The sequence below is a fragment of the Pseudoalteromonas sp. SWYJZ98 genome (assembly GCF_015864495.1).
In the GTDB taxonomy this organism is placed as follows: domain Bacteria; phylum Pseudomonadota; class Gammaproteobacteria; order Enterobacterales; family Alteromonadaceae; genus Pseudoalteromonas; species Pseudoalteromonas distincta.
The window spans coordinates 16,858-43,841 of the sequence record NZ_JADYXA010000031.1 but is presented as its reverse complement, the minus strand read 5'-3'; the positions used below and the strand labels follow the sequence as shown (position 1 = coordinate 43,841).

The 26,984-nt window shown below is 40.1% G+C and carries 23 protein-coding genes; 11 read left to right on the top strand and 12 right to left on the bottom strand.

All coding sequences use genetic code 11. The features are described from left to right. Positions 1-1,320: 1,320 nt before the first annotated feature. The 3 genes from I6F10_RS15245 (at position 1,321) to I6F10_RS15235 (ending at position 4,530) form a co-directional block, all read left to right on the top strand. Positions 1,321-1,647, top strand: coding sequence for a helix-turn-helix domain-containing protein (locus I6F10_RS15245; protein WP_029753647.1), 327 nt, complete (start codon positions 1,321-1,323; stop codon positions 1,645-1,647). Continuing rightward, positions 1,631-3,019, top strand: coding sequence for a HipA domain-containing protein (locus I6F10_RS15240; protein ID WP_197099088.1), 1,389 nt, complete (start codon positions 1,631-1,633; stop codon positions 3,017-3,019). Before I6F10_RS15245 ends, I6F10_RS15240 begins: the two co-directional genes overlap by 17 nt. 416 nt (positions 3,020-3,435) lie before the next feature. After that, a complete protein-coding gene (locus I6F10_RS15235) occupies positions 3,436-4,530 on the top strand; it encodes a Fic family protein (protein ID WP_197099087.1) in 1,095 nt (364 codons plus the stop codon). Positions 4,531-4,703: 173 nt separating this feature from the next. On the opposite strand, the gene hepT is transcribed toward I6F10_RS15235, so the two are convergent. The 4 genes from hepT to I6F10_RS15215 form a co-directional block, all read right to left on the bottom strand. Further along, complete coding sequence (gene hepT / locus I6F10_RS15230; protein ID WP_182754223.1) at positions 4,704-5,129, bottom strand: type VII toxin-antitoxin system HepT family RNase toxin; 426 nt, start codon at positions 5,127-5,129, stop codon at positions 4,704-4,706. Continuing rightward, positions 5,122-5,511 carry a type VII toxin-antitoxin system MntA family adenylyltransferase antitoxin gene (mntA, locus tag I6F10_RS15225; RefSeq protein WP_002962075.1) on the bottom strand — a complete coding sequence of 130 codons (390 nt, stop codon included), beginning with the start codon at positions 5,509-5,511 and terminating at the stop codon, positions 5,122-5,124. The genes hepT and mntA overlap by 8 nt, the downstream gene beginning before the upstream one ends. A 576-nt stretch (positions 5,512-6,087) precedes the next feature. Continuing rightward, positions 6,088-7,587: a phospholipase effector Tle1 domain-containing protein gene (locus I6F10_RS15220; protein ID WP_197099086.1), complete on the bottom strand. Its 1,500-nt coding sequence runs from the start codon at positions 7,585-7,587 to the stop codon at positions 6,088-6,090. A 98-nt stretch (positions 7,588-7,685) separates the two neighbouring features. Continuing rightward, positions 7,686-8,990, bottom strand: coding sequence for an NAD(P)/FAD-dependent oxidoreductase (locus I6F10_RS15215; RefSeq protein WP_182711912.1), 1,305 nt, complete (start codon positions 8,988-8,990; stop codon positions 7,686-7,688). Between the two features lie 246 nt (positions 8,991-9,236). Here I6F10_RS15215 and I6F10_RS15210 point away from each other — a divergent pair, with 246 nt between their 5' ends. Next, on the top strand, positions 9,237-11,165 hold the full coding sequence (locus I6F10_RS15210; protein ID WP_197099085.1) for a RecQ family ATP-dependent DNA helicase: 1,929 nt from the start codon (positions 9,237-9,239) through the stop codon (positions 11,163-11,165). A gap of 45 nt (positions 11,166-11,210) precedes the next feature. Next, a complete protein-coding gene (locus I6F10_RS15205) occupies positions 11,211-11,519 on the top strand; it encodes a YkgJ family cysteine cluster protein (protein WP_002962790.1) in 309 nt (102 codons plus the stop codon). Between the two features lie 72 nt (positions 11,520-11,591). Here the strand turns inward: I6F10_RS15205 and I6F10_RS15200 are convergent, their stop codons facing one another. From I6F10_RS15200 to I6F10_RS15185, 4 genes are all read right to left on the bottom strand, one after another. Beyond that, positions 11,592-13,211 (bottom strand): methyl-accepting chemotaxis protein, encoded by a 1,620-nt coding sequence (locus I6F10_RS15200; protein ID WP_197099084.1) that lies wholly within the window; start codon positions 13,209-13,211, stop codon positions 11,592-11,594. Between the two features lie 223 nt (positions 13,212-13,434). Continuing rightward, positions 13,435-14,052 (bottom strand): glutathione S-transferase family protein, encoded by a 618-nt coding sequence (locus I6F10_RS15195; protein WP_024597791.1) that lies wholly within the window; start codon positions 14,050-14,052, stop codon positions 13,435-13,437. 50 nt (positions 14,053-14,102) lie between these two features. Then, a complete protein-coding gene (locus tag I6F10_RS15190) occupies positions 14,103-15,131 on the bottom strand; it encodes an NADP-dependent oxidoreductase (RefSeq protein WP_039488777.1) in 1,029 nt (342 codons plus the stop codon). 179 nt (positions 15,132-15,310) lie between these two features. Beyond that, complete coding sequence (locus tag I6F10_RS15185; protein ID WP_197099083.1) at positions 15,311-15,805, bottom strand: GNAT family N-acetyltransferase; 495 nt, start codon at positions 15,803-15,805, stop codon at positions 15,311-15,313. Between the two features lie 149 nt (positions 15,806-15,954). Between I6F10_RS15185 and I6F10_RS15180 the strand changes: the two genes are divergently transcribed. Then, entirely contained in the window at positions 15,955-17,160 is a 1,206-nt protein-coding gene (locus tag I6F10_RS15180; RefSeq protein WP_197099082.1) for an anhydro-N-acetylmuramic acid kinase, read from the top strand. 36 nt (positions 17,161-17,196) lie between these two features. Here the strand turns inward: I6F10_RS15180 and I6F10_RS15175 are convergent, their stop codons facing one another. From I6F10_RS15175 to I6F10_RS15165, 3 genes are all read right to left on the bottom strand, one after another. Beyond that, a complete protein-coding gene (locus tag I6F10_RS15175) occupies positions 17,197-17,682 on the bottom strand; it encodes a hypothetical protein (RefSeq protein WP_165722883.1) in 486 nt (161 codons plus the stop codon). 523 nt (positions 17,683-18,205) lie between these two features. Further along, positions 18,206-19,333, bottom strand: coding sequence for a zinc-binding dehydrogenase (locus I6F10_RS15170; protein ID WP_165744175.1), 1,128 nt, complete (start codon positions 19,331-19,333; stop codon positions 18,206-18,208). Positions 19,334-19,439: 106 nt separating this feature from the next. Then, on the bottom strand, positions 19,440-20,117 hold the full coding sequence (locus I6F10_RS15165) for a glutathione S-transferase family protein (protein ID WP_165744174.1): 678 nt from the start codon (positions 20,115-20,117) through the stop codon (positions 19,440-19,442). Positions 20,118-20,291: 174 nt separating this feature from the next. Here I6F10_RS15165 and I6F10_RS15160 point away from each other — a divergent pair, with 174 nt between their 5' ends. From I6F10_RS15160 to I6F10_RS15145, 4 genes are all read left to right on the top strand, one after another. Next, positions 20,292-21,218, top strand: a complete 927-nt coding sequence (locus I6F10_RS15160; RefSeq protein ID WP_165744173.1) for a LysR family transcriptional regulator — start codon at positions 20,292-20,294, stop codon at positions 21,216-21,218. A 180-nt stretch (positions 21,219-21,398) separates the two neighbouring features. Further along, positions 21,399-23,366, top strand: coding sequence for a hypothetical protein (locus tag I6F10_RS15155; RefSeq protein ID WP_165744172.1), 1,968 nt, complete (start codon positions 21,399-21,401; stop codon positions 23,364-23,366). A gap of 83 nt (positions 23,367-23,449) precedes the next feature. Continuing rightward, a complete protein-coding gene (locus tag I6F10_RS15150) occupies positions 23,450-23,905 on the top strand; it encodes a thioredoxin family protein (RefSeq protein ID WP_165744171.1) in 456 nt (151 codons plus the stop codon). Positions 23,906-24,341: 436 nt separating this feature from the next. Beyond that, the gene (locus tag I6F10_RS15145) at positions 24,342-24,749 is read left to right on the top strand and encodes a hypothetical protein (protein ID WP_231619979.1); all 408 of its coding nucleotides are present in this window, start codon (positions 24,342-24,344) and stop codon (positions 24,747-24,749) included. A gap of 136 nt (positions 24,750-24,885) precedes the next feature. Here I6F10_RS15145 and I6F10_RS15140 read toward each other — a convergent pair whose 3' ends face one another. Continuing rightward, positions 24,886-25,773, bottom strand: coding sequence for a LysR family transcriptional regulator (locus tag I6F10_RS15140; protein WP_165744170.1), 888 nt, complete (start codon positions 25,771-25,773; stop codon positions 24,886-24,888). A 121-nt stretch (positions 25,774-25,894) separates the two neighbouring features. Here I6F10_RS15140 and I6F10_RS15135 point away from each other — a divergent pair, with 121 nt between their 5' ends. Next, positions 25,895-26,965: a YeiH family protein gene (locus I6F10_RS15135; RefSeq protein WP_165744169.1), complete on the top strand. Its 1,071-nt coding sequence runs from the start codon at positions 25,895-25,897 to the stop codon at positions 26,963-26,965. Positions 26,966-26,984: the final 19 nt, after the last annotated feature.

The window sequence follows — 26,984 nt, the reverse complement described above, 5'->3', positions numbered from 1 at the left end:
CAATGCCAATCCATAACTGGAATCTGACATTGTCGCAATTGGCCATCCACTTCGAAGGTAGATTAGATGGTGTGCTAGATATTTAGCAATTTAGGCTGACACAGAATTCTGAACGCCCTCTCGTAGAAAGATTGAAATACTTTGGATTATATTTACTTTTTTCATTTTTAGCGCTTAGTGTTTCAATTAGTAATCTTTATTTTTATTCTAATTCTACGTTATTTATTTCTTATTTGTTTTTTTCCTTAGTGATAGCAGTTATCTCTTTAGTTGTAGCATTTTATTGTTTAAATAAATCAACTAAGGTTGATAGTGCTGAGAAATTAGTTAAAGAAATCTTACCTGACAGGGTGAGTATCTTTTGATAACTTCGGCTATCCTACAACTCCTTCACTCGTAAGCCATTTAAGTTACTCAAATTATGTATAAATTTAATATACCTAACTCTAAGTCCATCGACAAATTTAGCTTAAACGCTACAGCTAAGACATCCCCCCGTGATCACATCCGAAATTTAATTAATGATGAGTAATTAACAGCATGGATGCTGTTAAAAGCGTAGTTTGGCCAAGGATGGCCTATCTACGATGGTTACGTTCATATCATTAATTTAAATTGAGGAAATAGTGTGCTCCTCGGGGCGTCGAGAGATTCCAAAGAGAAGTCGGCGGTTACTTCTCTTTGGTTGCCATCGTCAACGCGATATAAGTAAATTATTTTAAAAGCTACGCTTTTCGCGTGAGCAAGCTTTGCTCCTACAGCCAATTTTAAGAACGCTGCTAAGATAACTCCCCCTTCAACTTCACCTGCAAACACATAATTAATGAGTAATTACCTCGCATGGCGGAATTTTGTTCCCGACAAATTCCAAGTACCTAAATCCCTTTAGGCAATGCGAGGAAAACGATGCTTGCACATGGATGTGCTTTCATCGCGTTTTCGTTCATTTTAATTTAGTGTTTAAAGATAAGTGAAATTGAGGGTCGCCGTGGGGTTCCAAGGGGCGGTCGGCGGTATCCGCCCCTTGGTTGCCATCGCCAACGCGATATAAGTAAATTATTTTAAAAGCTACGCTTTTCGCGCGAGCAAGCTGAGCGCCTACAGGTGTTTAGCTTGGCTATTAAGCTCAAAATGTCATTAACTTTCCATAAGTGATTTATGTTTTACTTATGGGGTTGTGTTTTATTTTACTGCCTATAAGTAAAGTAGGATTTACTTATAGGCAGTAAATATACATTCAAACTTAAAAGTAAGTTATGTTTGACTTTTGGGTGGGCTACCCTAAAATAAATTGTATAAGTAAACTATAGTTGACCTTTAATGAGTGAATTACCAGCAAAAAAAACACTTGGAAGAGTTGTTAAACGCACTGAAATGCCTGATCTATCAAAGCCGTTTTCGTCGGTGCGGCTCGCTAAAGCGATTACTTCAAAGCGAACTGGCATGAAGCTTACATTGGTTGATGTATCGCAAGCACTTAATATTTCAAAGCCTACGCTGATAAAAATAGAAAAAGGTGATGTTAATGTGCAGTTTTTTAATGTACTCAAAGTGATGGAATACTTGGGGTTGTCGTTTAGCCTTGTCAGTGATGACGAGTCGCACCACAACAACAAGGATGAGGTGAGCGATGAGCAATGGTATTAAAAAAAATAGCTTAGATGTATTTATTGGGCATACGCAGAAGATAGGTGCGATAGCCCTTGATATAGGCTCTGAAAATGAAATTACATTTACCTATGAGCCTGAGTGGATTAATAAGGGTTTTGCTATTTCACCACACTTACCGCTCGATGGTGATTTTGACTCACGTGCTGTGCGTAATTATTTACAAAACTTATTACCCGAAGGCAAAGGTCTTGATGAAATTATAAGTAGTACTACTATCTCTAAAAATAATACGTTTGGTTTGATTAAAGTAATTGGCGAGGAAACGTCAGGCGCTTTGTCGTTTAGAGCAAGTAACAGTACTTTAAAGCAAACATCTTTTCGTGAAGTAACTAATGATGAGCTAAGCCAAAAACTTAAACGCTTTGTACAAGTTGGAGAGCCAATTACTCATTGGGATGGCCGAACTCGGCTCTCTGTTGCTGGCGTTCAAGACAAACTAAACCTACTCGAAATCGATAGTAAATTAGGATTTGGTGAAGGGGAACTATGTTCTAATAAAATTTTTAAATTTGAAACAGGTACCGCTCCTTTTATTGCAGTAAATGAACTTTTTACCATGCTTTTGGCAAAAGAGTCGGGGCTCAATGTTCCCCATGTTGAGTTGCGCACTTACGCAGATGTAAGAGTGTTTGTAATAGATCGCTTTGATAGGCGCGTTACACAAGATCAAAGCCGTGTATTACGTCGTCATATTATTGATGGTTGCCAAGCCACTAATTTACCTCCTTCTTATAAATATGAGCGTCAGCATGGTGATGATGGGGATGGTATTTATATTCGAGATGGCGTTTCTTTTGCAAAACTCTTTAATGTTAAAACAACGAATGTACAAGCGTATGAGGCTCAGCTTATTCGTTGGATGACATTTAATATTTTAGTACGTAATTACGATGCTCATGGCAAAAACATTAGTTTTTTTGTTGGTAAAAATGGTTTAGAGCTTACGCCGTTTTACGACTTGGTAAATATAGAGGCTATTATTGAGCAGGGAAGCATTGACCGTGATATGGGCTATTTACAGCCCAAAATATCAAGGTGTTATGCTATGTCAGTGGGTGAGCATAATTCGCAAAGTGCAGGCAATTTTACTAATGAGATTACAGCTTATATGTTAGCTGATTTTGCTGATGAATTTGCTATTTCACTACCACGGATGCAACTACTTATGAGTCAAACCGTTGACTCTGTATTAGCTGCAATTGATACAGCTAAAGTTTCTGCTGTTAAAAATAACTTGTCTACTGCTGAATTAGCACACATTGATTTGTGCATAAAAATAATTAATAAAGCTGCAAATAAGCTGAGTGAGCAAATAATACAACTACCAAATATGGATGCATTTATTTAAATTTCAGAAAATAAATACACGTATTTTGAGTAAGTAATTCATATTTTGGTTGTCAGCATCAACGCGATATTTACAAATTAAAATTAAAAGCGCGATATAAATTCCGGCTTACAATTTAAAAGCTTCGCTTTTCGCGCGAGCAAGCTGAGCGCCTACAGGTGTTTAGCTTGTCCTTATTTAAAAGCCAAAGCGCGATATGAAATCGCCCCTACGCTTTTGTTAAGAGTGGTGTTTACATTAATGTAGGTGAGGTTTTATACCTCGCTTAAAAATGGATTGTTTTTACCATTGAAAAATGAATTACTGTTCAATGTAGCGCTTAAAAGTAATGAGGCAATTAACTCTTATATTCGCCTCATTGCATGAGGCAAATAAATAACATAGACTGAAGCTAATTATCTTTAGGACTAAAGACTATGTGGATATGGCAACAGCAAAACTGGCCAAACTTTACGTGGGATGATGCGGCGCTTGCTCCTTTACTAAGGGAGCTTTCATATAATCAAGGTTTATTAGTAGGGCGTATGGGCGTGCAAACTGCTCATCAAAAGCAGCAGGCCCTTGATACCTTACTTGCAAATATTATTCACTCCAGTGCGATTGAGGGCGAAAAGCTTAATGCATTTTCGGTTCGCTCTTCTCTTGCTAAAAAGCTAAATATTAATGAGCAACCTTACCCAACAACAGTGCAAAGCGATAATCTTGCAGAGATTATGCTTGATGCAATAAATAACACAGACTCACCGCTTAATTTAGAGCGAGTGCTTAATTGGCATCGCTTATTGTTTGCAGGTGAGCAAAGCTTATTTACTAAAATTGAGGGCGGGCAATTGCGTGGTGAAGAGCCAATGCAAGTGGTGTCGGGGCGCTTAGATAAACCGGTATTACATTTTACGGCGCCTCCTAAAGAGCGAGTAAATAAAGAGCTTTCGCTATTTTTTAACTGGTTTAACAAAACGCAAAACGAACCTCAAATAGATCCTTTTATTCGGGCAGCTATTGCACACTTATGGTTTGTAACAATACATCCACTTGAGGATGGTAATGGGCGTATTACACGCCTTATAACCGACCTGGCATTAGCGCAAGAACATGCTGAGTCAATTCGGTTTTACGCTATGTCGGTGGCTATTTTAGAAGACAGAAAAAGCTACTACGAGGTGCTTGAAGCCACTCAACGTGGAGATCTTTGTATTACAAAGTGGGTTAAATGGTTTTTATGTACGCTTAATAATGCGATACACCATACGCTTAATAATATTGAGCAAACAATTTTTAAAACCAATTACTGGGCAAGTAAAGATCAAACAAAGCTAGGTGAGCAGCAAGTAAAAGTGCTTAATAAGTTACTTGATGGCCAATTTGAACAGGGTATCAGTGCGAGTCAGTATCAAAAGGTAGCTAAGGTTAGCCGTGCAACCGCAACACGCCATTTATCGGACTTGCAAACGCTTGGATTTTTAACAAAAACCGCCGCAGGTGGGCGTAGTACACGTTACAAAATTGCCTAATGAGGCAATTACACATGTTATTTGCCTCATTGTGTGAGGCGAATAGGTATTTGAATTGTTGTAGGGGAGGTTTTATACCTCGCGGGTGTTTTTATAAGAACAAAGCGCGATGTAAAATCGCACCTACGGTTTTGTTCAGTGCGGTGGTTTAATTATTGTAGGTGAGGTTTTATCTATGAATCTTTGTTTAGCTCTGTAATCGCTTTAATACTAAATGCGTGCATAGTTGTGTAGTGTTGCTTTTTAATGATTGTTTTAACGATACTTTGGTCTATATTTAAGTAATCGTGAACAAGAGCATTTCGTAAGCCTATAATTTTACGCCATGACAGTAGTTCTGCCTCGCTCAAAAAGCCCAAATTAGTAAGTTCGCTAAATGTTTGATAGGCGTTGCTACTGGTACTACTTTTGTGCTGCTTTAGCCAATGCTTTGATAAACCAATACACACCGCGGTCATTAACTGTAGTAATCGCTCTGCAGCTCGGTAGTCTCTACTATTAAGTGAATCGATTTGACTGAGTTCGTCGAGTTCTTGCATATATTCGTCAATATGGCGTGTTACTTCACTTAAATAAAGTGTAATTCCGGTATCAGTCATGTTTACTCGCTATGGTTTCAAATTCGAACTGGCTATATATACGCTGCTGCTCTTTCATCGCTCTAACACTATTATTGCTTATAATTATTTTTCCATATTCAATAACGTTGAAAGCTAAATAACTTGGAATAATATTTATATCAACAATCGAAATAAGTTGTTCGTTAAGATTAAGTGCATTACTTATTTCAAGCTCAAGCTCTTTTGGCCTAAGGCGCTTATCGAACGATTCCAGATCAAAGTTTTTAAATGCTATGGCTAAGTCAATGTCACTATGAGGCTGAGCTGTCCCTTTTGCATGGGAGCCATATAGCCAAACTACATCAATGTCGGTGTTTTGATGTAAATACTCAATTATTTTTTGTATAACTTCATTTGCCACGAAAAGTAACCATTGATAAAAACAGTAATAATAACCTGTCAGTTTTATAGTGAACATTAAAACTGATATTTGTTTTATTTAATTTAAAAGCTTCGCTTTTCGCGCGAGCAAGCTGTGCGCCTACAGGTGTTTAGGCGGGCTTTGTGGTGTTTGAATTATTGTAGGTGAGGTTTTATACCTCGCATGGTGTTTTTTATAATGCCAAAGCGCGATGTAAAATCGCACCTACGGGTTTGTTCAGTGCAGTGGTTTAATTGTTGTAGGTGAGGTTTTATACCTCGCATGGTGTTTTTATAAAGCCAAAGCGCGATGTAAAATCGCACCTACGGTTTAAAAGCTTCGCTTTTCGCGCGAGCAAGCTTTGCGCCTACAGGTGTTTAGGCGGGCTTTGTAGCGTTGATTGGGAGTTATGAGCCGTTACTAAAGAGCTAAGCGCGATGTAAAATCGCACCTACGGGTTTGTTGAGTGTGGTGTTTGAGTTGTTGTAGGTGAGGTTTTATACCTCGCATGGTGTTTTTATAAAGCCAAAGCGCGATGTAAATTCCAGCCTACAATTTAAAAGCTTCGGTTTCCTCTTATTCCAACCGCGTTACTTTCACTTTTATTTTACCGGCATTAGCGCCATAAAAGCGGCTTAGGTCGTTTGCAAATGGACAAAATTCGCCTGATTTATCTATTTTAATATCGGCGCCGTTAGCTATTTCAAAAAGGTGGTCGTCGTTTTTATTAATAGCACCAATGAGTGAAAACCATTGTGCGCGAGGGAATCGTCTAAATGGTTCGAGTACGGCCATTGGGATTTCTTTTACGCCAAGTTGTACGTTGTCGCGGTTCCAGCCTAATGGCGTGCACTTTATGCCATCGTCAAACCAGTATTGATTTGGATATGGGGTAAAGCGATACGTAGCGCCTTGCTCTAGCATGAGGCCTGTTGCGTTGTATTGCTCAGAGGCAAATACCATTACATCTTGGCTTTGGTTAATGCTCAGCACACTCATGTTTTGATTAGCCAGTTCTATATGTTGGCTTAAACCAATAAAGCTAAGTGTGGTGTTGTCGTTATAGCTAATTTTGTAATGCAGTTTTTTAAGCGATTCTGGGCGGTAACTGGTTAGCTTATTAATACGTTCGGCTACGCTGTAGTGTACTAAGGGCTCAAGGTTGCTGGCTTCGTCATCAATTAATACATAGCACTCTCTATCTACTAATTTAAAAAACGGGTTAAACCAAAAGTAATTTTGTTGGTGACTTAATGCGAGCGGATCGGGCGTTACGGTTACGTCATCTTGTGCTACTAAGTTGCTATCGGGGAGTAGGGTTTCGTAATCTATGTCGTGGCTAGTGAGTAACGATATATTAAGCGGTTGTTCTATTAACCACTCAAGTGCATAGCGCAAGCTAATATCGGCTAGGCCATCGCGGTAGTAACCACCGCCAATGTCTGAATGCGCACCTGCAAACCATAGCTCGGTAATATTGTTTTGATGGTTCATGAGTGTGGGTTCAAAGGCGCGGCGTTTTTCGTCAAGGGCTACGCAGTGCAGCGCGTGAGTAATGTTGTTGGCAATGGTGTGGTTTTCAAAAATAACGTGTTCTGCGCCGCGTGTAGCTTTACTTACTTTTGACAAGCCAATAGAGGCGACGGTATCAAACACACATACATACACGTTGTTGCTTATTAAGGGCTCTAAACATTTAGCAAAACGTCTGGCAAGCGCAGCGCCTCGGCTAAAGCCCGTTAGCAGTATGGTATCGCCTAATTGATAGTGAGCTTTAAAGTCGCTTAACGCTTGATTTAAAATACTGGCTACGTCGTCACCACGAGGTGCAAGGGTTTGGTTTAAAATGCGTTTAAGGCGGCTGCCTTTAGTGCCAATACCTTGATAATAAAAACTGAGTTGGTTAGCAAAAGGAGTAATGGGGGAGTCTTCTAATTTACCGCCAAGCAGTAAATGCAGTTTTAGAATGTTGGTAATATTAGAGTCTTCTTTAAAATGATCTGAGCTAAATTGTTCTGCGTCACGGGGCTCGTTTCCTGTGCCGTCAAAGTTAAAAATTAGCGTTTTACCCGTCATAACCCAATTCCCTTAGTTGTTTTAAATACTCTACACAGACAATGTTAAAAATTAAAGACAGTGATAACGCTCACTGTCTTTAATTTAGTATATATAGATTAGTGCAATTTCATTTTAGGACGCACTACACGCAACACTTTTTCGCTTATCCATAATGCAAAGGTTTTTGCGCTGCCATGTATGGCGCGTTGGTGCATACGGTATAAAGATATATACATAAAGCGGGCAATTTTACCTTCAATAAAAAAGGTATTGCTGGTTAGGTTACCCATTAAGTTACCCACAGTGCTGTAGCTCGATAAGTTAACTAGCGAGCCATGGTCGCTGTATTTAAAGCCGCGTAGTGGTTGCTGCTTTAATGTTGCTATGAGATTTTTTTCGACGCACAACGCCATTTGATGCGCCGATTGTGCACGAGGTGGTACTTGCTTGCCGTCGGCTTGGGTAAATGCGCAGCAATCGCCTAATACAAAAATGCTTTCGTCTACGGTGCTTTGTAAAAACTCGTTTACTTGAATTTGGTTGCTGCGCGTCAGCTCAAAAATACCTAAGTCTTTAATAAAATCAGGTGCTTTTACGCCTGCTGCCCACACCATAATATCGGCATCAATGTGTTCTTCGTCTTTGGTGATAAAGCCTTGTGCGGTGCCTTCTTTTACTTGTGTTTGCTCGCGCACGTTTACGCCAAGTTTTAATAGCTCGCGTTTAGCACTTACGGCAATACGCTCTGGTAATGCTGGTAAAATACGTGGTCCGGCTTCTATTAAATGTATATGCAAACGCTTAGACGACATATTTGTTAAGCCATAAAGCTTTAATAGCTCAGACACATGATAAAGCTCAGCTGAGAGCTCAACACCGGTAGCACCGCCGCCTACAATGGCAATATTAAGTGATTGCTGTTGGTTGTCGTCTTGGTGAAGGCGTGTAAAGCTATCTAGTAATGAATGCTGAAAGCGCTCTGCTTGTTGGTTTGAGTCTAAAAAGTAGCAGTGATCTTTTATACCTGGGGTATTAAAGTCGTTACTTACGCTGCCAATGGCAATTACTAGGTGGTCGTAGCGCACGGTGCGCTCGGGTAAAATTGTGTGGCCTAGCTCGTCTAAAAGTGGTGCAAGGGTAACTGTTTTATTGCTTTGATCTATATTGCAAAAAGTACCAAGTTGAAAGTTATAGTGGTGTTTTGCAGCATGGGCTGAATACACAACGCCATCTAAATCGGGGTCAATAGAGCCTGTCGCTACTTCGTGCAGTAACGGCTTCCATATGTGGGTACGGTTTTTATCTATTAGTAGAATTTCAGCTTGTTTTTTCTTTCCTAATTTATGACCTAATTGCGTTGCGAGTTCTAATCCGCCAGCACCACCGCCAATAACGACGATTTTAGGTGTAGTAATATTCATAACGTTGCCCTCAAAAATAATATACCCAAGTGATCTGTATTTTTATTAGTTTTTTAAGATGACTTGGGTATCAATAAATTATTTTGGCAACAAGCAGTTACTACTCATTTTATAGTGCTCTATTTTGCGCTTAAATAAAGGTGATGTCAGCAAAAAATGCTGAATAAAGGCATATAAGTTATACTCACTTTCTTATAGTTTAGCTGTGCAGTTAAATTGCTGTTAAATACACCGAAAAGGACATTTATGACCACGCCACTAATTCAATCACTTGAGCAGCACTTTGGTTTTAGTCAATTTAGAACAGGGCAACAACAAACTATAGAGCAGCTTTTAAATGGTCAATCGTCGTTGGCTATATTTCCGACCGGCTCTGGTAAATCGTTGTGCTATCAATTAACTGCATTGCATTTACCAAATTTAACCTTGGTGGTTTCGCCTTTGCTTGCATTGATGAAAGATCAAATTAGCTTTTTAAATAGCAAAGGTATTTACGCGGCAAGCCTTGATTCGAGCCAAGATCAAATGCAAAGCAGCACCGTAATGAATGATGTGCGAAATGGTAAAATTAAAGTATTAATGGTGTCGGTTGAGCGCTTTAAAAACGAGCGTTTTAGAGAGTTTATAAGCCAGGTTAAGCTTTCGATGTTAGTGGTAGACGAAGCGCACTGTATATCTGAATGGGGCCATAACTTTAGACCCGACTACCTTAAACTACCGCGTTACCGCGAAGAGCTTAATATTCCTTTAGTATTGCTGCTTACGGCAACGGCGACTAAAAAAGTTAAACGCGATATGGCAGAGCGATTTGCTATATCGCCTGAGTGTATTGTGCAAACGGGCTTTTATCGCGCCAATTTAGATTTAAGTGTGTTGAGCGTTAAAACCGCCGATAAAAATACCGAGCTTACCAACATTGTGCGCGCGCAAAATGGCCCTGGTATTGTGTATGTAACGCTACAGCAAAGCGCCGAGCAAGTTGCTAATGTGCTAAGTGCACAAGGTGTGCACGCGGTGGCGTATCATGCGGGGCTTGAAGATACGCTACGCTGGCAAATTCAAGATGACTTTATGGCGGGTAAAATTAACGTAGTGGTGGCAACCATAGCCTTTGGTATGGGTGTTGATAAGTCAGATATTCGTTTTGTTATACATTACGATTTACCAAAATCGATTGAAAACTATAGCCAAGAAATTGGCCGAGCAGGGCGCGATGGCAATTCATCAAACTGCTACACCCTTGCCAATTTGGATGGACTAAATACGGTTGAAAACTTTGTATATGGCGACACCCCTGAGCTTAGCGGTATTGAATACGTAATTAACGATATTCGCCAAAGCCACCAGCAATGGGAAATGCAAGAATACAGTCTTTCAAGCGAAAGTAATATTAGGCAACTGGCACTTAAAACCTTACTCGTACAGCTTGAAATGCAAGGCGCTATAACGCCGCAATATGCCTACTACGCTGATTTTAAGTACAAATTTTTGGTTGATAAAAACGAGCTACTAAGTCAGTTTGACCAGCAACGCCAAGCATTTTTAACACAAATATTTAGCCATACCGATTTTAAAAAAATATGGGGCACGCTAAATTTTGACTCCCTTACGCAAGCCGCGCAGGTTGATCGAAAACGCGTAGTGGCAGCCCTTGATTACCTAGCCGAAAAAAACCTAATAACGCTCGAAACCAAACGTATTACCCAAGTATACAAAGTGCATAGCGAGGTTATAAATAACCCAGAACTTGCCCAGCAACTACACGACTACTTTAGTGATAAAGAACAAGCCGAAATTAAACGTATTGCTGCACTTGTACGCTTTTTTAAGCTACAAAGTTGCTTAAGCTATAACTTAGCGCGCTATTTTGACGATCAAAATGCACCACAGCAATGTGGGCATTGTAGTGTGTGTAGAGGTCATGCGGTTAAGCTTGAATACTCTATAGAGCCTGCATATATTGACGAGCAACTTATTTATCAAAAGGTGGATGAGTTTTTAGCGCATATGGCAGATAAAGGTAATCACAATGTGGGTATTGAAACCCAATGCCGCTTTTTAGCGGGGATGAGTGTGCCATTATTTGCGCGTAATAAAGTGCGCCAATTGAGTGGTTTTGCACTGTGCGAGCAAATGCGTTACAGCGATATTAAAGCAAAACTACTAGCGCGTTAAATTAGTTACTGTATCCTAGTGGCTTATTCAAAAAAGTAAGCCACTATGCCTCATATTGTTATTCCTGTTGAAAATATTTCTACTACCCCAGAGCCTGTTACGTGTGCTAACTGCCAAGCCTGTTGTTGCCAATTAGAAGTGCGCATAGTAACCGACACCGGCGTGCCTTTTAACTACATTGAATACGATAAATGGGGCAGCGAAGTAATGAAACGCGCTGACGACGGTTGGTGCCAAGCACTCGACCGCAATACGCTTATGTGCTCTATTTACGAAAACCGCCCATTAGTTTGCCGCGAGTTTGAAATGGCCTCAGACGAGTGTATTACCGAGCGCGATTTAGCGGGTATATAGTCCGCTATTATTAATGTACATAAACATCAAAGGGGCTTAAAAGCCCCTTTGTTTATTGCTTACTATAAAAAATTAAACTTTAAAGTAGCTAATATACTTTTTAAGCGTGTTTGAAAGGTCAGCTAATGCAACAGCTTCTTGTGCGTTACTGTTAAGCGACATGCTGGTTTCTTTGGACATACTGGCAATTTCTTCTACGCCGGTACTAATTTGCGCCACGGTGGCTACTTGGTTTGATGTTGATTCAACAATTTCAAGCACGTTACTTAATGAGTCGTTAGCTTGTTGCTGTATTTGATGCAGTAACTCGTTTGCTTCGTGAGTAAGCGTTAGGCCATTTTCTACTTGCGGTACTGTGGTTTCCATAGCTGTTACCGACGCTTGCGTGTTTTCTTGTACTTGCAAAATCATCTTTTCAATATCGCCTGTTGCATCACCTGTACGCTGGGCAAGTTGCCTTACCTCGTCAGCTACAACAGCAAAACCTCGGCCTGTTTCGCCTGCTCTTGCAGCTTCTATTGCCGCATTTAGTGCAAGCAAGTTTGTTTGATCAGAAATACTGCGGATCACACTTAAAATATCGCCAATGTGTTTTACATGCTCTTGCAGCACGTTTACTTGGGTAACCGTGGCTTTTACGGTTACAGAAATTTGCTCAATTTCGGCCGCTACTTTTTGCACTGCAATACTACCTTGCTGCGATAGTTGTGCAGTTATTTTTGAGTTATCTTCTGTTTGTTTAACAGAGCCTGCAACAGCATTAATACTGCGGCTCATTTCTTCTAAGCTGCTTACTGCCGAGTTTGTATAGGTTACTTGTGCGTCAGCGGCACTAAGTGCTTGCTGCGAGCCAGACGCTACGCTTGCAGAGTGAGTAGAAAGCTCTTCAGATGAGTTAATAATGCTATCTACAATGGCTTTTAATTTAGATTGCATCACCCCTACAGAAGCCATCATGCTATTTGGGCAACACGACTGTACATCACCTCTTAAATCGCCTTGGGCAATAAGGGCAATTACTTCGGCGGCTTCTTGTGGTTCGCCACCTACTGACTTTCTGATCAGTTGGCTAATAACATACGCAACGCTTGCACCTATTAAAATTGCAAGCGTGGTGAGCGAAATCATCCAAATTTCAAATGAACTGGCAATATCGAGAGTATCAATAGTAGTGGTTTGATTTGCTTGCTCTTGCAGGTTTATAAATTGGTTTATAACATTTAGCCACTGAGTAAACGCAGGGCGCGCATCGGTTAATAAAATGCGTTTAGCTTCGTTTAGGTTTCCTGCATTTTTAGCGTTTATTACACCTTGAATGAAAGGCTGAGTGCGCTGCTCTATTTGATTTATTTTATTAATTAAAGCGCGCTCTTCACTATCCATATCACCCATTAGCTTAGCCATAGCGCGGCTTGACGTTTGGTAAAATGCGTTTAGCTCTCGTATGTTATTTAACACGGTACTTAAACTGCTTTGCTCGGTAATTAGCACTACGTCGCGCACAGCTATTGCTCTGTCGTGTACGCTGCCTCTGAAGTTAATTGCGTAACGTTGCTTTACCGAATTTACGTCGGTCATGTGGGTAATATTATTATTAATAAGGCTAACGCGCGAAATTCCAATAATGGTTAAAATAATCATCATTGATAAAATTACGCCAAAGCCGGTCGTTAAACGCATGTTTATGGTCATGGTTGATCCCAAGTGTGAGTCAATACGCGCAAGAGCAGCTTGTATTATTAGTGAAAATACTTAAACAATAGCAGCATTATGCCTTATTAATTAAAGTATTATTAGCAATAAGGTAGGTGATTGTTAATTTAGTTTACAAGCGTAACTTTGGCGGGACATATTTTACAGGTATTAAAAAAGGGGCTAAATGCCCCTAGTGTTATATAAAATATTATATAAAGGTTTAGTCGTACTTTGCTTCTAGCTCATTAGCTGTATGAAACTTCTCATGGCTTTGCAATTGCTCGTCGTATTTAACAAGGTTTTTAAAGTGCGCTAATTGACCTGAGTTTTTAACTATTTCAACAATAAACGACATCATAAAGTCAGCGCCCGTTAGGGTATCGCCCACTAAATAACGTTTACCTTCTAGGCGGTCGTTAAAGTAGCTAATTACTTTGGCTGTTTCAGCGTCGGCATAGCCTTCTAAAAACTGTGTTTTAGCGCCGTCTTTTAGTACAAACATTTTAAGTAAAAGCGGTAAAATTGCTGAGCTTTCTGCAAAGTGCAGCCATTGCTGGTAGTCAACATATTCAGCGGTATCTACTTTTGGAGCAAATTTACCGTTGCCGTATTTAGTAATAAGGTAGTCGGTAATAGCGCCTGATTCAGCAATAATTAAACCGCCATCTTCAATTACCGGTGACTTGCCAAGTTGATGAATATGCTTTAGTTCGTCAGGTGCTAGGAAGGTGTCTTTATTACGCTGATAAGCCACAATTTCGTAGTCAACATCTAGCTCTTCTAAAAGCCAAATTATACGTTTAGAACGGGATTTATTTAAATGGTGTAGTTTAATCATGTCAGTCCTTTTGTGGCTTGTAAGGGCTTTGCCTTACAAGCCGTATAAAATTAAAGTGGGTTATTAATTTTAACCACAGTTTTACCAAAGTTTTTACCGCATATCATATCGTTGAACGCGCCTACTGTATTTTCGATGCCTTCTACCATGTGCTCACGGTATTGAATTTTTCCGTCTTCTAGCCATTTTTGCATGTCTTGTGCAAACTCGTCGTAACGGTCGCCGTAATCATCAAAAATGATAAAACCTTGCATTTTAATACGCTTAGTAAGCAATTGACCCATTAGCATACCTAAACGGTCTGGGCCTTCTGGCAAGCTAGTTGCGTTATATTGCGATACTAAACCACACAATGGTACGCGCGCTGCGGTATTTAGTAATGGTAATACGGCGTCGAATACTTTACCGCCCACATTTTCGTAGTAAACATCAATGCCTTTATCACAGGCTTTTTCTAACTGCTCTGCAAAGTCATCAGCTTTGTGATCAATACAGGCATCAAACCCTAGTTTTTCAACGGCATGTGCACATTTTTCGCTACCACCAGCAACACCCACTACTTTACAGCCTTTAATTTTAGCTATTTGACCAACCGTTGCGCCCACTGGGCCTGTTGCTGCTGCAACAACTACGGTTTCGCCTTCTTTAGGTTGGCCAATATCAAGTAAACCCATGTAAGCAGTAAAGCCAGGCATACCCATAATACCTAATGCGTATGAAGGGTTTGCAGGCTCTTTACCTAACTGCATTAAGCCTTCGCCGTCGGTAATGGCGTAGTCTTGCCAACCTGTGTAGGCAAGTACCCATTCGCCTTCGTTAAACTTATCGTTTTTAGACTCTTCTACTTGGCACACTGTTGCGCCAACCATTACATCACCAATATTAACTGGGTCAGCGTACGACTTAGCATCGCTCATACGACCACGCATGTACGGGTCTAGCGATAGGTATATAGTACGTAGTAAAACTTCGCCGTCTTTTAATGCAGGAAGCTCTACCGTTTTTAATTTAAAGTTTTCATCTGTTGGAGCGCCATTAGGGCGTGATTCAAGAGTAAGTTGGCGACTAGTCGTAGACATAAAAGATCTCCTATTAATATAAATAAACTACTTACCGAATGTTTACGCTTTAAAAATCGTGTTCAGCTAAACAATAATGCGCGGCTAAGCAGTATGAATATGTACAATGCGTACCTTAATAAAGGAGTTTTGGGCGGGTGGTTGATAATTCAACCTTTGCGCAAATTTAATTAGAGTAATTAGTCTGCTTTGAGCTTACTAAATATATGATTGTTGTAAAATACCCCGTTTTTATAAATGGCCTGTTTAAGCACAGCCTCTTGCTCAAAGCCGCTCTTAGTAAGTGCTTTCATAGAGCCGGTATTACCAGCAAACACGGCACCAAAAATTCTGTTTAAGTGTGAGCTTGCAAACGCTTCATTGCATATAAGTTCAATAGCGAGAGTAATAATACCTTGCCCCCAATAGGCTTTATTAAGCCAATAACCAATTTCGCCATTGTGGCTGTATTCAAATTCGCCGGGAGTTATACCAATACAGCCCGCAAATTGCCCATTTACAACAATGGCCTTAATAATGCCGTTTTTTGAGCCTTGGCTTATCCACCACTCAGCATCGGCTTGCGTATACGGAAACGGAATTTTTGACGATAAATAACGCGTTACCTGTTCATCATTTAAGGTGTTAATAATAAAAGGCGCGTCTTGGGCTTTAAACTCTCTGAGGGTGATCATATTTTTTCATAAATTTTTAGTATGCACACTAACTTAACAATCATTTAAGAGTTAAACAATCAGAACCTAAATTAAACGCTTTACGGCTATTACTTTGTTTTAAAGTCCTCTAATATAAGCAAAATATTACACCTATTTTAGATGCCACTATGCACCCTCACATTAAAGCGCTTTATAACAGCGCCCATAAACCAAGCCGTTTAATTATTGGTTTAATGAGCGGCACCTCGTTGGACGGGCTTGATGTTGCACTGTGTAAAGTAACGGGCGCAGGCTTAAATACACACATTGAGGTTTTAAATTTTACCACCGTTGACTACAACGACGATTATAAAACTAAAATAAAGCAGGTATTTGCCAAAAGAGAGTGTGATTTAGAGCTTGTAACTTTACTGCACCCGTGGGTAGGTAAACTCCATGGCAATATGGTTAATCAGTGCTTAGCTAAGTGGAATATAAACCCAGCAAGTATTGATGTAATAGCAAGCCACGGGCAAACCATTTACCACTGCCCGCAGTCGCAGCATAACCACAAAAGCTTTACTAATGGCACCTTACAAATTGGCGATAGCGACCAAATAGCCGTTACTACCGGCATTACTACCATTGGTGATTTTAGACAAAAACACATAGCCGCAGGAGGCGAGGGTGCACCACTTGCTGTGTATGGCGATTATTTGTATTTTTCGAGCGCTGCTGAGAGTCGGGTTTTGCTAAATATGGGCGGCATAGCTAACCTAACATTTTTACCCAAAAGCGGCGATGCCAGCGTCGTATTTAGCTCCGATATTGGCCCAGGTAATACCATTATGGATGCCTACGTACAGCAATATTTTAAAGATATGCATTATGACGATGACGCAAAAATAGCAAAAGCAGGCAAGGTAAATACATCATTATTGAATGCATTGTGTAATAACGCATTTTTTAAACTTCAAATGCCTAAAACTACAGGGCCTGAGGTATTTAACTTAGCGTATTTAAACGCCGCACAGCAGCTTACAAATACACACCATTTAAGCCATGAAGATGTAATGGCCACCTTAAATACCTTTACTGCAACAGCTATAGCAAATGCATTAAACGAGTGTGCAGAGCGCGAACAAAATTGTGTGGTGTATGCAAGTGGTGGGGGTATTCATAATCCATTACTAATGGCGCAACTTACAGCGCTTTGCCCACGTATTAAGGCTTTTAAAAATACCGACGATTTAGGTATAAATCCCGATGCAAAAGAGGCTGTGTTATTTGCTATTTTAGCAAACGAATGCCTAGCAGGTGAGCAGCAGCACCTAAATAATACTGCGCAGGGTATTGCTGGGGTCACTATGGGTAAAGTGAGTTTTGCAGACTAATAACTTCTAAGTCGCGTAATTCAAGTGCTGTCAGTACTAAAACAGCGATAAAAACGTAGAGCCCATACTTGCAAAGTAGCTACGAACGCCCTGTGACTTGGTATGTTCAGTTTTTATTTGCTCAGGAATATAGCCTTGCTCAAATGCTTTAATGTACACATCGAGTTGCTGGCTTTCTTTTAAAGTCGTGTTTTTTCCGTGCAGCATCATTTGCACTACAAAACATTGGCTTTGTGTAATGTTACTTAAAGTAAGATTTACAGTACCAGATTCAAGGTCCGCATTGCTCAGCGTTTTTTCAGTAAAATACTGCGCTCCACGGGCACTGGGCTGCGTTGCACTTAGTGAAATAACATCGCTCTCATTTGCGCCATCAGGCAACACACACTGCAGCGTAATGTTATGCGCAGCATTGGCTTTTAGCGATAGCTTTTCATATTCCATAGCGTGGCTCATCGCCGCAGACATAGAATCATCAAATGATTGCTGTGCAAATGTTAGTTGCACTAAAGGTGTACTCATCTTACTTAATCTTCTTGAGTGTATTCATTTATCGGATAGAGATTATCGCGGATCAAAGTTACAGAATTATGACTCTTATGGTATAAAAAATACGCGTTAAGTTGGTTTGATCAAAAATGATCTTTTTGTTCTAGGTTTGGGATTACATGGTCAGCTCTAGAACAAGAGATAGAACTCAAGTCTGAATGTAGTTTAAAGTTTGGATTAAAGTCATCGCCAAAAAAATAGCAACACCGATAAATGAGAACCTACTGATTATTAACAACAGAAGTATTTAATTTATTAGGGGCGTTTACAAGACAGAGAATAAGAATGAACGTTAGCGATTAGCCAGTTTGATAAGTGCTATTTAGTAAAAGTCATAGAAATCCACGATTGTAATTTATTAGCCAAAGTAAATACTCCGAGCTCGCTTTTACAACGACCAAATAAAAAAGCAGATACCTAATTAGCATCTGCTTTTATATTTAAAAACCACAGTGCTTAGCGCTGCGGTCTTTAATACTTACTTAAACCTATTTAATTAAGCTTGAGGTTTAATCAAGTACTTTTCGCCTGTTGCTTGTTTGGAATAAGCCGCAATTGACTGTAAATGTAATACCTCAGTTAGTGACACTTCGTGCGTGTAGTTACTCGCAAATGTTGTGGTGATTTCGTCTGCAATACGTTTGCGCATTTTTATTACTGTATCTGTGCCTAATTTACCTAAGGCATTAAATAATAAGAACCCGTTTACACCCCACGCAAAACCAAAGTTACGGTTTAATGTAATAGGGCCGCGGTCTAGTGCGCCATAAATGTACACTTGTTTGAATGTATCAGAGCCATAAATTGTGTGCTCTTTCATATCGCGCGCAGCTGCAACTTCCATACAGTTAAGAATGTCACTTGTAAGTTGGCCGCCACCAATAGGGTCGAACGCTATAGTTGCACCGGTTTCGATTATTGCAGCTGTTAGGTCAGCAAGAAAAGTGTCGCTGCTTGAGTTAATAATGTATTTTGCACCCATATCGCGCAGTAATTTTTCTTGTTCTGGTTTACGAACAATATTAATTAAATCAACGCCATCAGCAATACAAATACGGTTTAGCATTTGGCCAAGGTTAGAAGCTGCAGCCGCGTGAATAATAGCTTTATGACCTTCAGCGTGCATGGTTTCTACCATTGCTAGTGCGGTAAGTGGGTTAACAAAAGATGATGCACCTTCTTTAGCGGTAGTCCCTTCTTTTAGCTCTAAGCAACTTTGTACATTGGCACATATAAATTGACGATACGTACCGCCGCCAATTACTGCAACGGTTTTACCCATTAATGCTTGTGCGGCTTGTGATGAGCCTGCTGCTACTACGGTGCCTGCACCTTCATTACCTACTTGTGTTGCTTTACCAACACGTGTTTTAAGTGATGGCATAAATTGAGCTGGAACATCAGCAGTAATTACTGGGTTTTCATCAGTACCCGATTGTTTTGCAGTAGACATATCAGCTGCGCTGAATAAAACGCCTAAGTCTGATGGATTTAATGGTGCAGCTTCAATACGAATAACTACTTCATCGGCATTTGGCTTTGGCATCTCGATGTTTTTTAAGGCAAGTGTTAGTTTATTGTCTTCGCTGATAGTTGAAGTAAGTTGGATGTTTTTATCTGTCATAGGTGTCTCCTGCAAGGAATTAAATTTGTTAAGCCAATAACATTATTGTATTGGCGATACTGAGTTAGTAATTGAAATTTAGAATAGATACTTTTATAGCTACGCGTTATTTAGCGTTTGCTGCTTGAATTTGCGCTTTCACTTTTTGCATAAATTCAGCCATATTTGATTGGCGATCGGCCTCTATGCCTTGGGTAATGGCTAATTGGCTCATTGATTCGTTCCACTCTTTCATGCCGGGTACTTGTGCAAGTACATCCCAATCAAGCTGGCTTGAGCCAAAGGCGCTAACTATGGTGTTTACGTAATAAACGTAAATGTCTGCCATTGTAAATTGCTCGCCTGCAATCCAAGGTGAAAACTTACACACGCTACTCAAAGCGGTTACACCACGCGTTAATACTTGGCGTACTTCGGCTTTAGTTGTGTCGGTTACTTCAGCGCCTGAAAATACATAAGGGATAAACCGCCTGCTTGGCAGTTCAAAATAAAGCTCACTTATTTTCATAATTTGGCGAACAAAAGCACGCTCGGCTGAATCTTCAGGGTATAGCGTGTTGCTTGGGTAAGTTTCTTCAAGGTAGTCGCAGATAACGCTCGACTCTGCAATATTTAGCCCATCAGCGGTGGTAATAGCCGGTACTTTTCCCATAGGGTTTATAGCTAGTAACTCTTCACTACCGCCGTAAACAAGGTGTTCTTTAAATGGCAGTTGTTTGTGTAAAAGTACATGTTTAACTAGGTTGTAATAGTTGCTAGCAGCAAAACCGTGCAAAGTAATCATAAGTCAGCTTTCCATTATTAACGTGAGGATACTCATTGCCAAATAATGCAATTTTGGTCACCGTGTTTAAGTTGAACCTATTATTACTTGTTTTAATTTGCTTATATATAAGGGAAAATGCGAATCACTTTTGTCTTTAAGACAATAAAGGATTTTATTTAGTGGAGAAGCGACTTGGATCAACTAAAAGCCATACGGTATTTTATTAAAGTGGTTGAAACGGGCAGTTTTACCAAAGCCGCAAAAGCATTTGGTGTGCCGCCTTCGTCTTTGTCGAGGCGAGTTGCCGATTTAGAAAAAAGCCTAGGGGCTACGCTTTTAAAACGCTCAACCCGCATAGTTAAGCTGACCGAAGTAGGGCAAATTTACTACAGTGATGTACAAAAAATAGTGAGCCAGCTTGAGCAAAGCCACGAAACTGTACGCAGTTACCAAACAACCCCAAAGGGGCGTTTATCTATAAGTTGCATGGTAGGTTTTGGCGACAAAATACTCATGCCGCTGCTTGATGAGCTTAGCGCGTTATACCCCGAAATAATACTCGATGTAAGCTTAAGCGATGAGCTGTCGACACTTGGCCGTGACGATGTTGATATTGCTATTCGTGGTGGTTATGCACCCAATGAGCGCGTGATAGCAATAAAACTTATGGATAATGGTTTTATCCCTGTGGCGTCGCCCTGCTATTTACAAAAACACGGAGTGCCAAGTAACGCCATGGAATTAAAGCACCATAATGGGCTTTATTTTAAAACGCCTTCAGGGCCAACGCCGTGGTTATGTAAAGTAGATGATCAATGGCATGAAGTTTCTGGGCCTGCGGTCGCTATTTCAAATAACGGGTCGTGGCTTGCCAAAAAAGCATGTAACGGGGAAGGTATTTTAATGTCAACTCGATGGGCACTGGCTTCATATCTTGAGTCTGGCCAGTTGCAAGAGCTTAAGTTTGAGCATGAATTAGCTATAAGCCAAAATGCGACTATGGCGGTTTATTTGTTGTATCAAAAGCAGCGCTATTTAGTACCAAAGGTAAAAGCGGCGGTCGACTTTTTAGTAAAAAGAATTAAAGAAACAGATGGAAGTGTTAAGCGAATAGAATAGTGAATTGTCGCATGGCGCTGCGCTTATCCGACCTACGCTTATTCGATTTAGATTTATGCTTATTTAATTTATTAATGGGTTGTTTGTATAAATAATAGGTAAAAAACGTTTCCTTAAGCTAAAGCTTTTAATGCTGCGTCCGATAAATTACTTAATAGGGTTTAGCGATTAAGGATAATCATGGTTAATAATGCACTTGGCAGCCACGCTAATTTAAGCACTTTACTTGCCCAATCAGTTAATAACGCTAACCAAACCTCTGTGAGTCCTTCACTACTAACCGGTAGCGACCTTCAAGCTATTAATGATTTACAAACTAACGAGTCAAAAATAACCGATGGGTTATTAAGCCAGTTAAATAATAAAACTCTTGATGAAGAACTAGCTAGTAATCAAAAGGTAGAGAACGTTTTAAAGCAGCAACTTACCTCGTTATTTACTATTTCAAGCACGCCCAGCATGCTTAACTATAAACTCTCCGATGAAGAACTCGCCCTGCGCACCGTAATAAGCTCTCAGCATGAGGGGTTATTAAAAAACGAAAATAGCACCCAATTAATTGAGCGATTAAATACGTCGGTTAAAAATATTCAGGGTGCTTATGCTAATACCAGCGATATTTTATCGAGTTTAGGTCAGCTTGGGCATGAGCAAAAAACGTTTTTAGCCTCAAGCCAGCAACGTGTTGAGCGTTCACTTAATCCATACATGGAAAGCCTTAATCGCACAAAATACGAGGATGACGATAACTACCTGTTTGAGCTCTCGGTAAAAACTAAAGAGGGTGATGTTATAAACATTACCTTTAACTCATCGCAAGGTTATGACGAAAAAACAGGTGAAGCGATAGATGGCTTTGGCATAAGTTACGAAGTTAATGGTAATTTATCTGAGGCTGAACATGGCGCTTTAACGCAGGTTATGGCGGGTGTTGGCGAAATGGCCGATGAATTTTTTAAAGTGAGCGAAAACTCATTTAACCCTCTTATAGTGCCAAATCAAACAGACATGAGCTTAGATTTTTTAGCGGACTTTAATAGTGAACAGTTAGCCGGTTTTAATGTGTCGTTTTCAACAACGCAAAATGATGCGCTTGATACTGCCCAGAACACGCTTGATTTAAGTTATTCCATTGATGAAGCATCAAACCAGCAAGCACTTGTGTTTAAAGCCGTAGGTGGGCAAAACGACATTGATTTTGCACTTGATATGTCAACCATTGGCGCTAAAGACACGCAGCAAATGCAGCAGTATTTAGCGTCGCTCGATCAAAGCCTAGAAGATAGCCGAGTAAACAGTACTGAAGATGATAAAGAGTCGGCATTTGGGCGCAAAGGCGACGAGGCAATGCAGCAAGGTTTTGCATTGTTTAAAGGCGCTTTTGCGAGTATGTCGTCGGCTGCTGAGCGTTATAGCAATTTGGAGTCACTTGCAGAACAGCACTTTAATGACGGGCGCGCCATGGTTGCCGATTTGGTTGATAACATGATTACAAACGATGCCCGTTACCAAGGGCTTGGTAATAAAGCCCCAAATACATTGGGTGCGAGTATTTCTAAGCTCGCTGATTTTTATGCCACTTTTTCATATGCGCTGGATAACGGCGACTATCAGCCTAAAAGTACTATTGAGCTAAGCCAAGTAACTGAACAAGCCCAATTAGGGGATCTTAGCGGTGTAACGCAAAGTAAAAATGTAAGCAGCCACTTTGATTATCAATACAGTCGCCCTGATTACTACAACAAAGAAGAGAGTTATAACGTAAACACCGCCGTTAAAAATAAAGAACTTGTGGGGCTCGATCAGTCTCACGAGGTTGATGTTGATACAAAAATGTTTGAGTTTAATCCGCAAACCAATCAATACGAGCTGCAAATGGCGATGCAAGAACAAACCGTTAGTAAAAGCAACATTCGCTTAATTGACGATATTTGGCTTGAAGAAAACGAAAACAGCTACAACATGAATAAAAAAGAGCGTGTTGAGAGTGACGAAAAGCAAGACGAGTTTAAAAAAACAAGCAGCCATTCTCATAATAAACTAGTTACCCTAATTGGTGATTTAGACAAGCTAGCTGAGAATAAAGACGTAAGGCGAGAATATTTAACTAACTTATCGCAAGTTAACTTTTTTATGGATAAAAAGTAACGGTTTTGAGTTGTTCACTCCACACTCAATATTGGGTATAGTCGTTTAATACCTAAATTAATACCTAAATTAAGAGCAACCTTATGTTTAAACAATTAATTTTACTGTGCGCTTTAAGCATGCCGCTTGTAAGCTATGCTACAGCGCCATTTTCGGGCGAGATAAGTACGCAAGCACTGCTAAGCGACTACGACAAGTTTAACGAGCAATACAAAGCGTATACACCAACAGCACAAGATATAGCCCTAATGCAAAAGCTAGAAGGCAAAGAGCTTATTGTATTATTTGGAACGTGGTGCCACGATAGTGAGCGCGAAGTGCCAAAACTCATTAAGTTAATTGATGCATCGAAAGTACAAATTGCAAGCATTGACTATGTGGCCGTAGGTTACAACAAGCAAGACGATGCAGGCATTGCACAGGCTCACGACTTACAATACACACCAACGTTTATTGTTAAACAAAATGGCAAAGAGTTGGTACGCGTAATTGAAAAGCCAACGGGTACGTTAGCGCAAGACTTAACTCAGGGTTTGTAAGGTCTATTCTTATGTTATGGCAATTCAATTAAAAGGATGTATAAAGGTTGGTTTTCTGTGATTTGTTGCTAATTATAGCCTGTCATTTAACGTCAATTAAGTAAGCGTTTTGTGAGCATCAACCCGCGATTTTATTTATAATTAATATGGATATTTATGAAGTGCGAAAAGTGTAAATCAGGAATTACCTCCCCAATTGTTAAAACGACAAATATTAACGGGACTCCAATCGCGTCATCATTTTGCCCAGTCTGCGGTGAAAATTTAGATGATTCAAAAAGGTATTGGGTTTTATTAATTATTTTACTTATCGGCATTGGTGTAGCATCAAGATATTTTTCTTAACCCTAGTTATATTACCCACACATGTGAATGAGCAAGACTTTGGTTTTGATTATTAGTCTTTTACTTAAAAGTTATGTGACTTAGGAAATTAATGCGAACTGAAAAAGTTCAATTGTGGTTTATGATAAATGCCAACAAATTGTATGTATCTGCAGCTGTTTTTGGTGCTATTTTTGTCTTGATCTGGGGGGATGCTTCTCAATGGGAATACGAGGAAGATAAAAACCACTTCAGCACTTTTTTTTCATCAATTGATAGCCGAATTAGTTTTGTAAGGCATGGTTATTCAGGTACCAGTTTAAGAGTTGTTGTGAATTTTGATGCCGAAGGGCTCACTCTGGATGAAATAAAAAATATAACGCCAAAATATAAACATCTGATTCTTGAGCGCATTTGCAATGATTTAGAGAGTTTGAAAGTTTTAGAAGACGGCTACTATTTTGATGTGGATTTAAGGATACCAGCTTTGAACACATGTTTAAAAATTATTTTAATTTAATAGTAAAGCATGAAAGGTGTATCACGTGACACAAGTGAGTTTTAACTTAGCTAATAGGCATTAGAAAGACTAAAGGGCTCAAATTTTGACTTAAAAGATTAAACTTTATGTAAATTTGCTACTAGTGCCTTACTACTTACAGATTGCGATCACTAAACAGGCTTTTTTCAAACGCTTGTGCAGCGTGTGAAGAGGGTCTGTCCTTATAGTGTAATTGATAAAGTGGCCGAGAGAGTTGCTCGTTATTTTTTTGGCTCAAGCGTGTTAATTTGCCTAGTTGCACTAAATCCTCAGTAACTACATTTGGCAATAAAGCGACCCCCATACCTTGAGCGACGGCCCTTGCTATGGCTTCGTTGCTGCCTAATTGCATACTTTGCTCTGCTTGCACGCCATGCTCTGCTAATAACTTAACCGACACATCTAAAGTGCCAGAGCCTGGCTCGCGCAGTAGCCAAAACTGCTCGTTTAACCATGCTTTTAAGTTTTTAGTGGGCTTAAAGTTACTAGGTATAACAACACTCATTAAATCGTTTTGCCAGTGCTTACTTATAATATGCGGCTCGGTTGGTGTGCCTTCAACCAGTGCTAAATCTATAGTGCATTCTAGTAAGGCAAGCTCAATTTGCGCGGTATTGGCAACTTGTACTTCTACTTTTATATCTGGGTACTGCGCGCAAAATTTAGCTAAATAGGGCGGTAGCCAATAGCTGGCAATGGTTGTACTAGTGCCTATAACGAGCGTGCCACGCTTAAGCCCTGTACGCGATTTAATATCTTCAATGGCGGCTTTTTCAATGGCAAAAATGCTACGTGCATGATCATACAAGGCTTGGCCGCCCTCGCTTAAGGTAAGTTTTTTGCCTTTAGATGCACGCTCTATAAGTTGAATATTTAATTGGTGCTCAAGCTCTTTTAGCGCTTTAGATACAGCCGGTTGGCTTATAAAAAGCGCCTCGGCTGCGCCTGAAAAACTACCAAGCTTTGCTACCGTATAAAACACCCGAAGTGCATGCAAGTTCATCGTGCCTCTCAAATTACATAACCTTAAGTTATCGAATCATGATTTTAATGTATTGGAGTTATATTTTGCGCTTTCTTAAAATGAAGTCAACAGTTTAACGTTGTTCAATTGAGAGAATATTATGCTTAGCGCTATTAAAAATTTGGGTATTAATACTAAGCAATACGGCGATACGCGCTGGTGGTTAGGTATGCTGCTGGTGGTTGTTTTGGCGGGAGCATCTGTTGCATTAAGTAAGTTACCCATAATGCAAAGTGCGCAATTTAGCTCTTTAACGATTGGTATAGTGCTTGGCATTATTGTGGGTAACAGTGTGTTTTCGCGTATTGCTACGCAAACCGATATAGGTGTTGATTACGCTAAAAGTATATTGCTTAAAGCGGGGGTTGTGTTGTTTGGGTTTAGAATTACCTTTGCGCAAGTAGCGGGTGTAGGCTGGGAAGGCTTATTAATCGATGTTGTAATGCTGTTAGGCACATTTATTTTGGCAGTGCAGCTAGGTAAGCGCGTATTTAAGCTTGATGAACAAACAACCATATTAATTGGCGCGGGTAGTTCTATTTGTGGTGCCGCTGCGGTTATGGCAACTGAGCCTGTAATAAAAGCACAGGCGCATAAAGTATCGGTAGCGGTGGCAACGGTGGTGGTGTTTGGCACGTTAAGCATGTTCGCCTACCCAATTATGTTTGATTACATGGGGCTGAGTGAACACGCTTACGGTATTTTTGTAGGCTCAACTATTCATGAAGTAGCGCAAGTGGTTGCAGCGGGCACTGCTGTAAGCGCCAATGCTGCAGATACCGCCGTTATAGAAAAAATGCTAAGGGTGATGATGCTTGCACCATTTTTAGTGGGCTTATCGTTTTGGCAAAGTAAAAAGCATGCTAAAACAAACAATAACGAGCATGGCGGCGAGCAAAAAGCAGGTATTACGATCCCTTGGTTTGCGGTGTTATTTATTGTGGCAAGTGGTGTACATTCGCTATCAGTTATTCCTCAAGTGGCTACAAGCGCAGTTGTTTGGTTTGATAATATATTACTCACCATTGCGATGGTGGCTTTAGGCTTACGCACACATGTAGGGGCAATTCGCCAAGCGGGTATTAAACCGCTGTTACTGGCGCTGTGTTTATTTTTGTTTTTAACATTGGGTGGTTACGCTATTAATATAGGCATTGCTGAGCTGTTTTAAACGTTACTTTGTAAAAGTT

Excerpts from the sequence above, each read along its gene's own strand:
- I6F10_RS15245 (WP_029753647.1), top strand. The coding sequence starts at position 1,321 with ATGAGTGAATTACCAGCAAAAAAAACACTTGGAAGAGTTGTTAAACGC.
- I6F10_RS15240 (WP_197099088.1), top strand. The coding sequence starts at position 1,631 with ATGAGCAATGGTATTAAAAAAAATAGCTTAGATGTATTTATTGGGCAT.
- I6F10_RS15235 (WP_197099087.1), top strand. The coding sequence starts at position 3,436 with ATGTGGATATGGCAACAGCAAAACTGGCCAAACTTTACGTGGGATGAT.
- hepT (WP_182754223.1), bottom strand. The coding sequence starts at position 5,129 with ATGACTGATACCGGAATTACACTTTATTTAAGTGAAGTAACACGCCAT.
- I6F10_RS15220 (WP_197099086.1), bottom strand. The coding sequence starts at position 7,587 with ATGACGGGTAAAACGCTAATTTTTAACTTTGACGGCACAGGAAACGAG.
- I6F10_RS15215 (WP_182711912.1), bottom strand. The coding sequence starts at position 8,990 with ATGAATATTACTACACCTAAAATCGTCGTTATTGGCGGTGGTGCTGGC.
- I6F10_RS15210 (WP_197099085.1), top strand. The coding sequence starts at position 9,237 with ATGACCACGCCACTAATTCAATCACTTGAGCAGCACTTTGGTTTTAGT.
- I6F10_RS15205 (WP_002962790.1), top strand. The coding sequence starts at position 11,211 with ATGCCTCATATTGTTATTCCTGTTGAAAATATTTCTACTACCCCAGAG.
- I6F10_RS15200 (WP_197099084.1), bottom strand. The coding sequence starts at position 13,211 with ATGACCATAAACATGCGTTTAACGACCGGCTTTGGCGTAATTTTATCA.
- I6F10_RS15195 (WP_024597791.1), bottom strand. The coding sequence starts at position 14,052 with ATGATTAAACTACACCATTTAAATAAATCCCGTTCTAAACGTATAATT.
- I6F10_RS15190 (WP_039488777.1), bottom strand. The coding sequence starts at position 15,131 with ATGTCTACGACTAGTCGCCAACTTACTCTTGAATCACGCCCTAATGGC.
- I6F10_RS15185 (WP_197099083.1), bottom strand. The coding sequence starts at position 15,805 with ATGATCACCCTCAGAGAGTTTAAAGCCCAAGACGCGCCTTTTATTATT.
- I6F10_RS15180 (WP_197099082.1), top strand. The coding sequence starts at position 15,955 with ATGCACCCTCACATTAAAGCGCTTTATAACAGCGCCCATAAACCAAGC.
- I6F10_RS15175 (WP_165722883.1), bottom strand. The coding sequence starts at position 17,682 with ATGAGTACACCTTTAGTGCAACTAACATTTGCACAGCAATCATTTGAT.
- I6F10_RS15170 (WP_165744175.1), bottom strand. The coding sequence starts at position 19,333 with ATGACAGATAAAAACATCCAACTTACTTCAACTATCAGCGAAGACAAT.
- I6F10_RS15165 (WP_165744174.1), bottom strand. The coding sequence starts at position 20,117 with ATGATTACTTTGCACGGTTTTGCTGCTAGCAACTATTACAACCTAGTT.
- I6F10_RS15155 (WP_165744172.1), top strand. The coding sequence starts at position 21,399 with ATGGTTAATAATGCACTTGGCAGCCACGCTAATTTAAGCACTTTACTT.
- I6F10_RS15150 (WP_165744171.1), top strand. The coding sequence starts at position 23,450 with ATGTTTAAACAATTAATTTTACTGTGCGCTTTAAGCATGCCGCTTGTA.
- I6F10_RS15145 (WP_231619979.1), top strand. The coding sequence starts at position 24,342 with ATGCGAACTGAAAAAGTTCAATTGTGGTTTATGATAAATGCCAACAAA.
- I6F10_RS15140 (WP_165744170.1), bottom strand. The coding sequence starts at position 25,773 with ATGAACTTGCATGCACTTCGGGTGTTTTATACGGTAGCAAAGCTTGGT.
- I6F10_RS15135 (WP_165744169.1), top strand. The coding sequence starts at position 25,895 with ATGCTTAGCGCTATTAAAAATTTGGGTATTAATACTAAGCAATACGGC.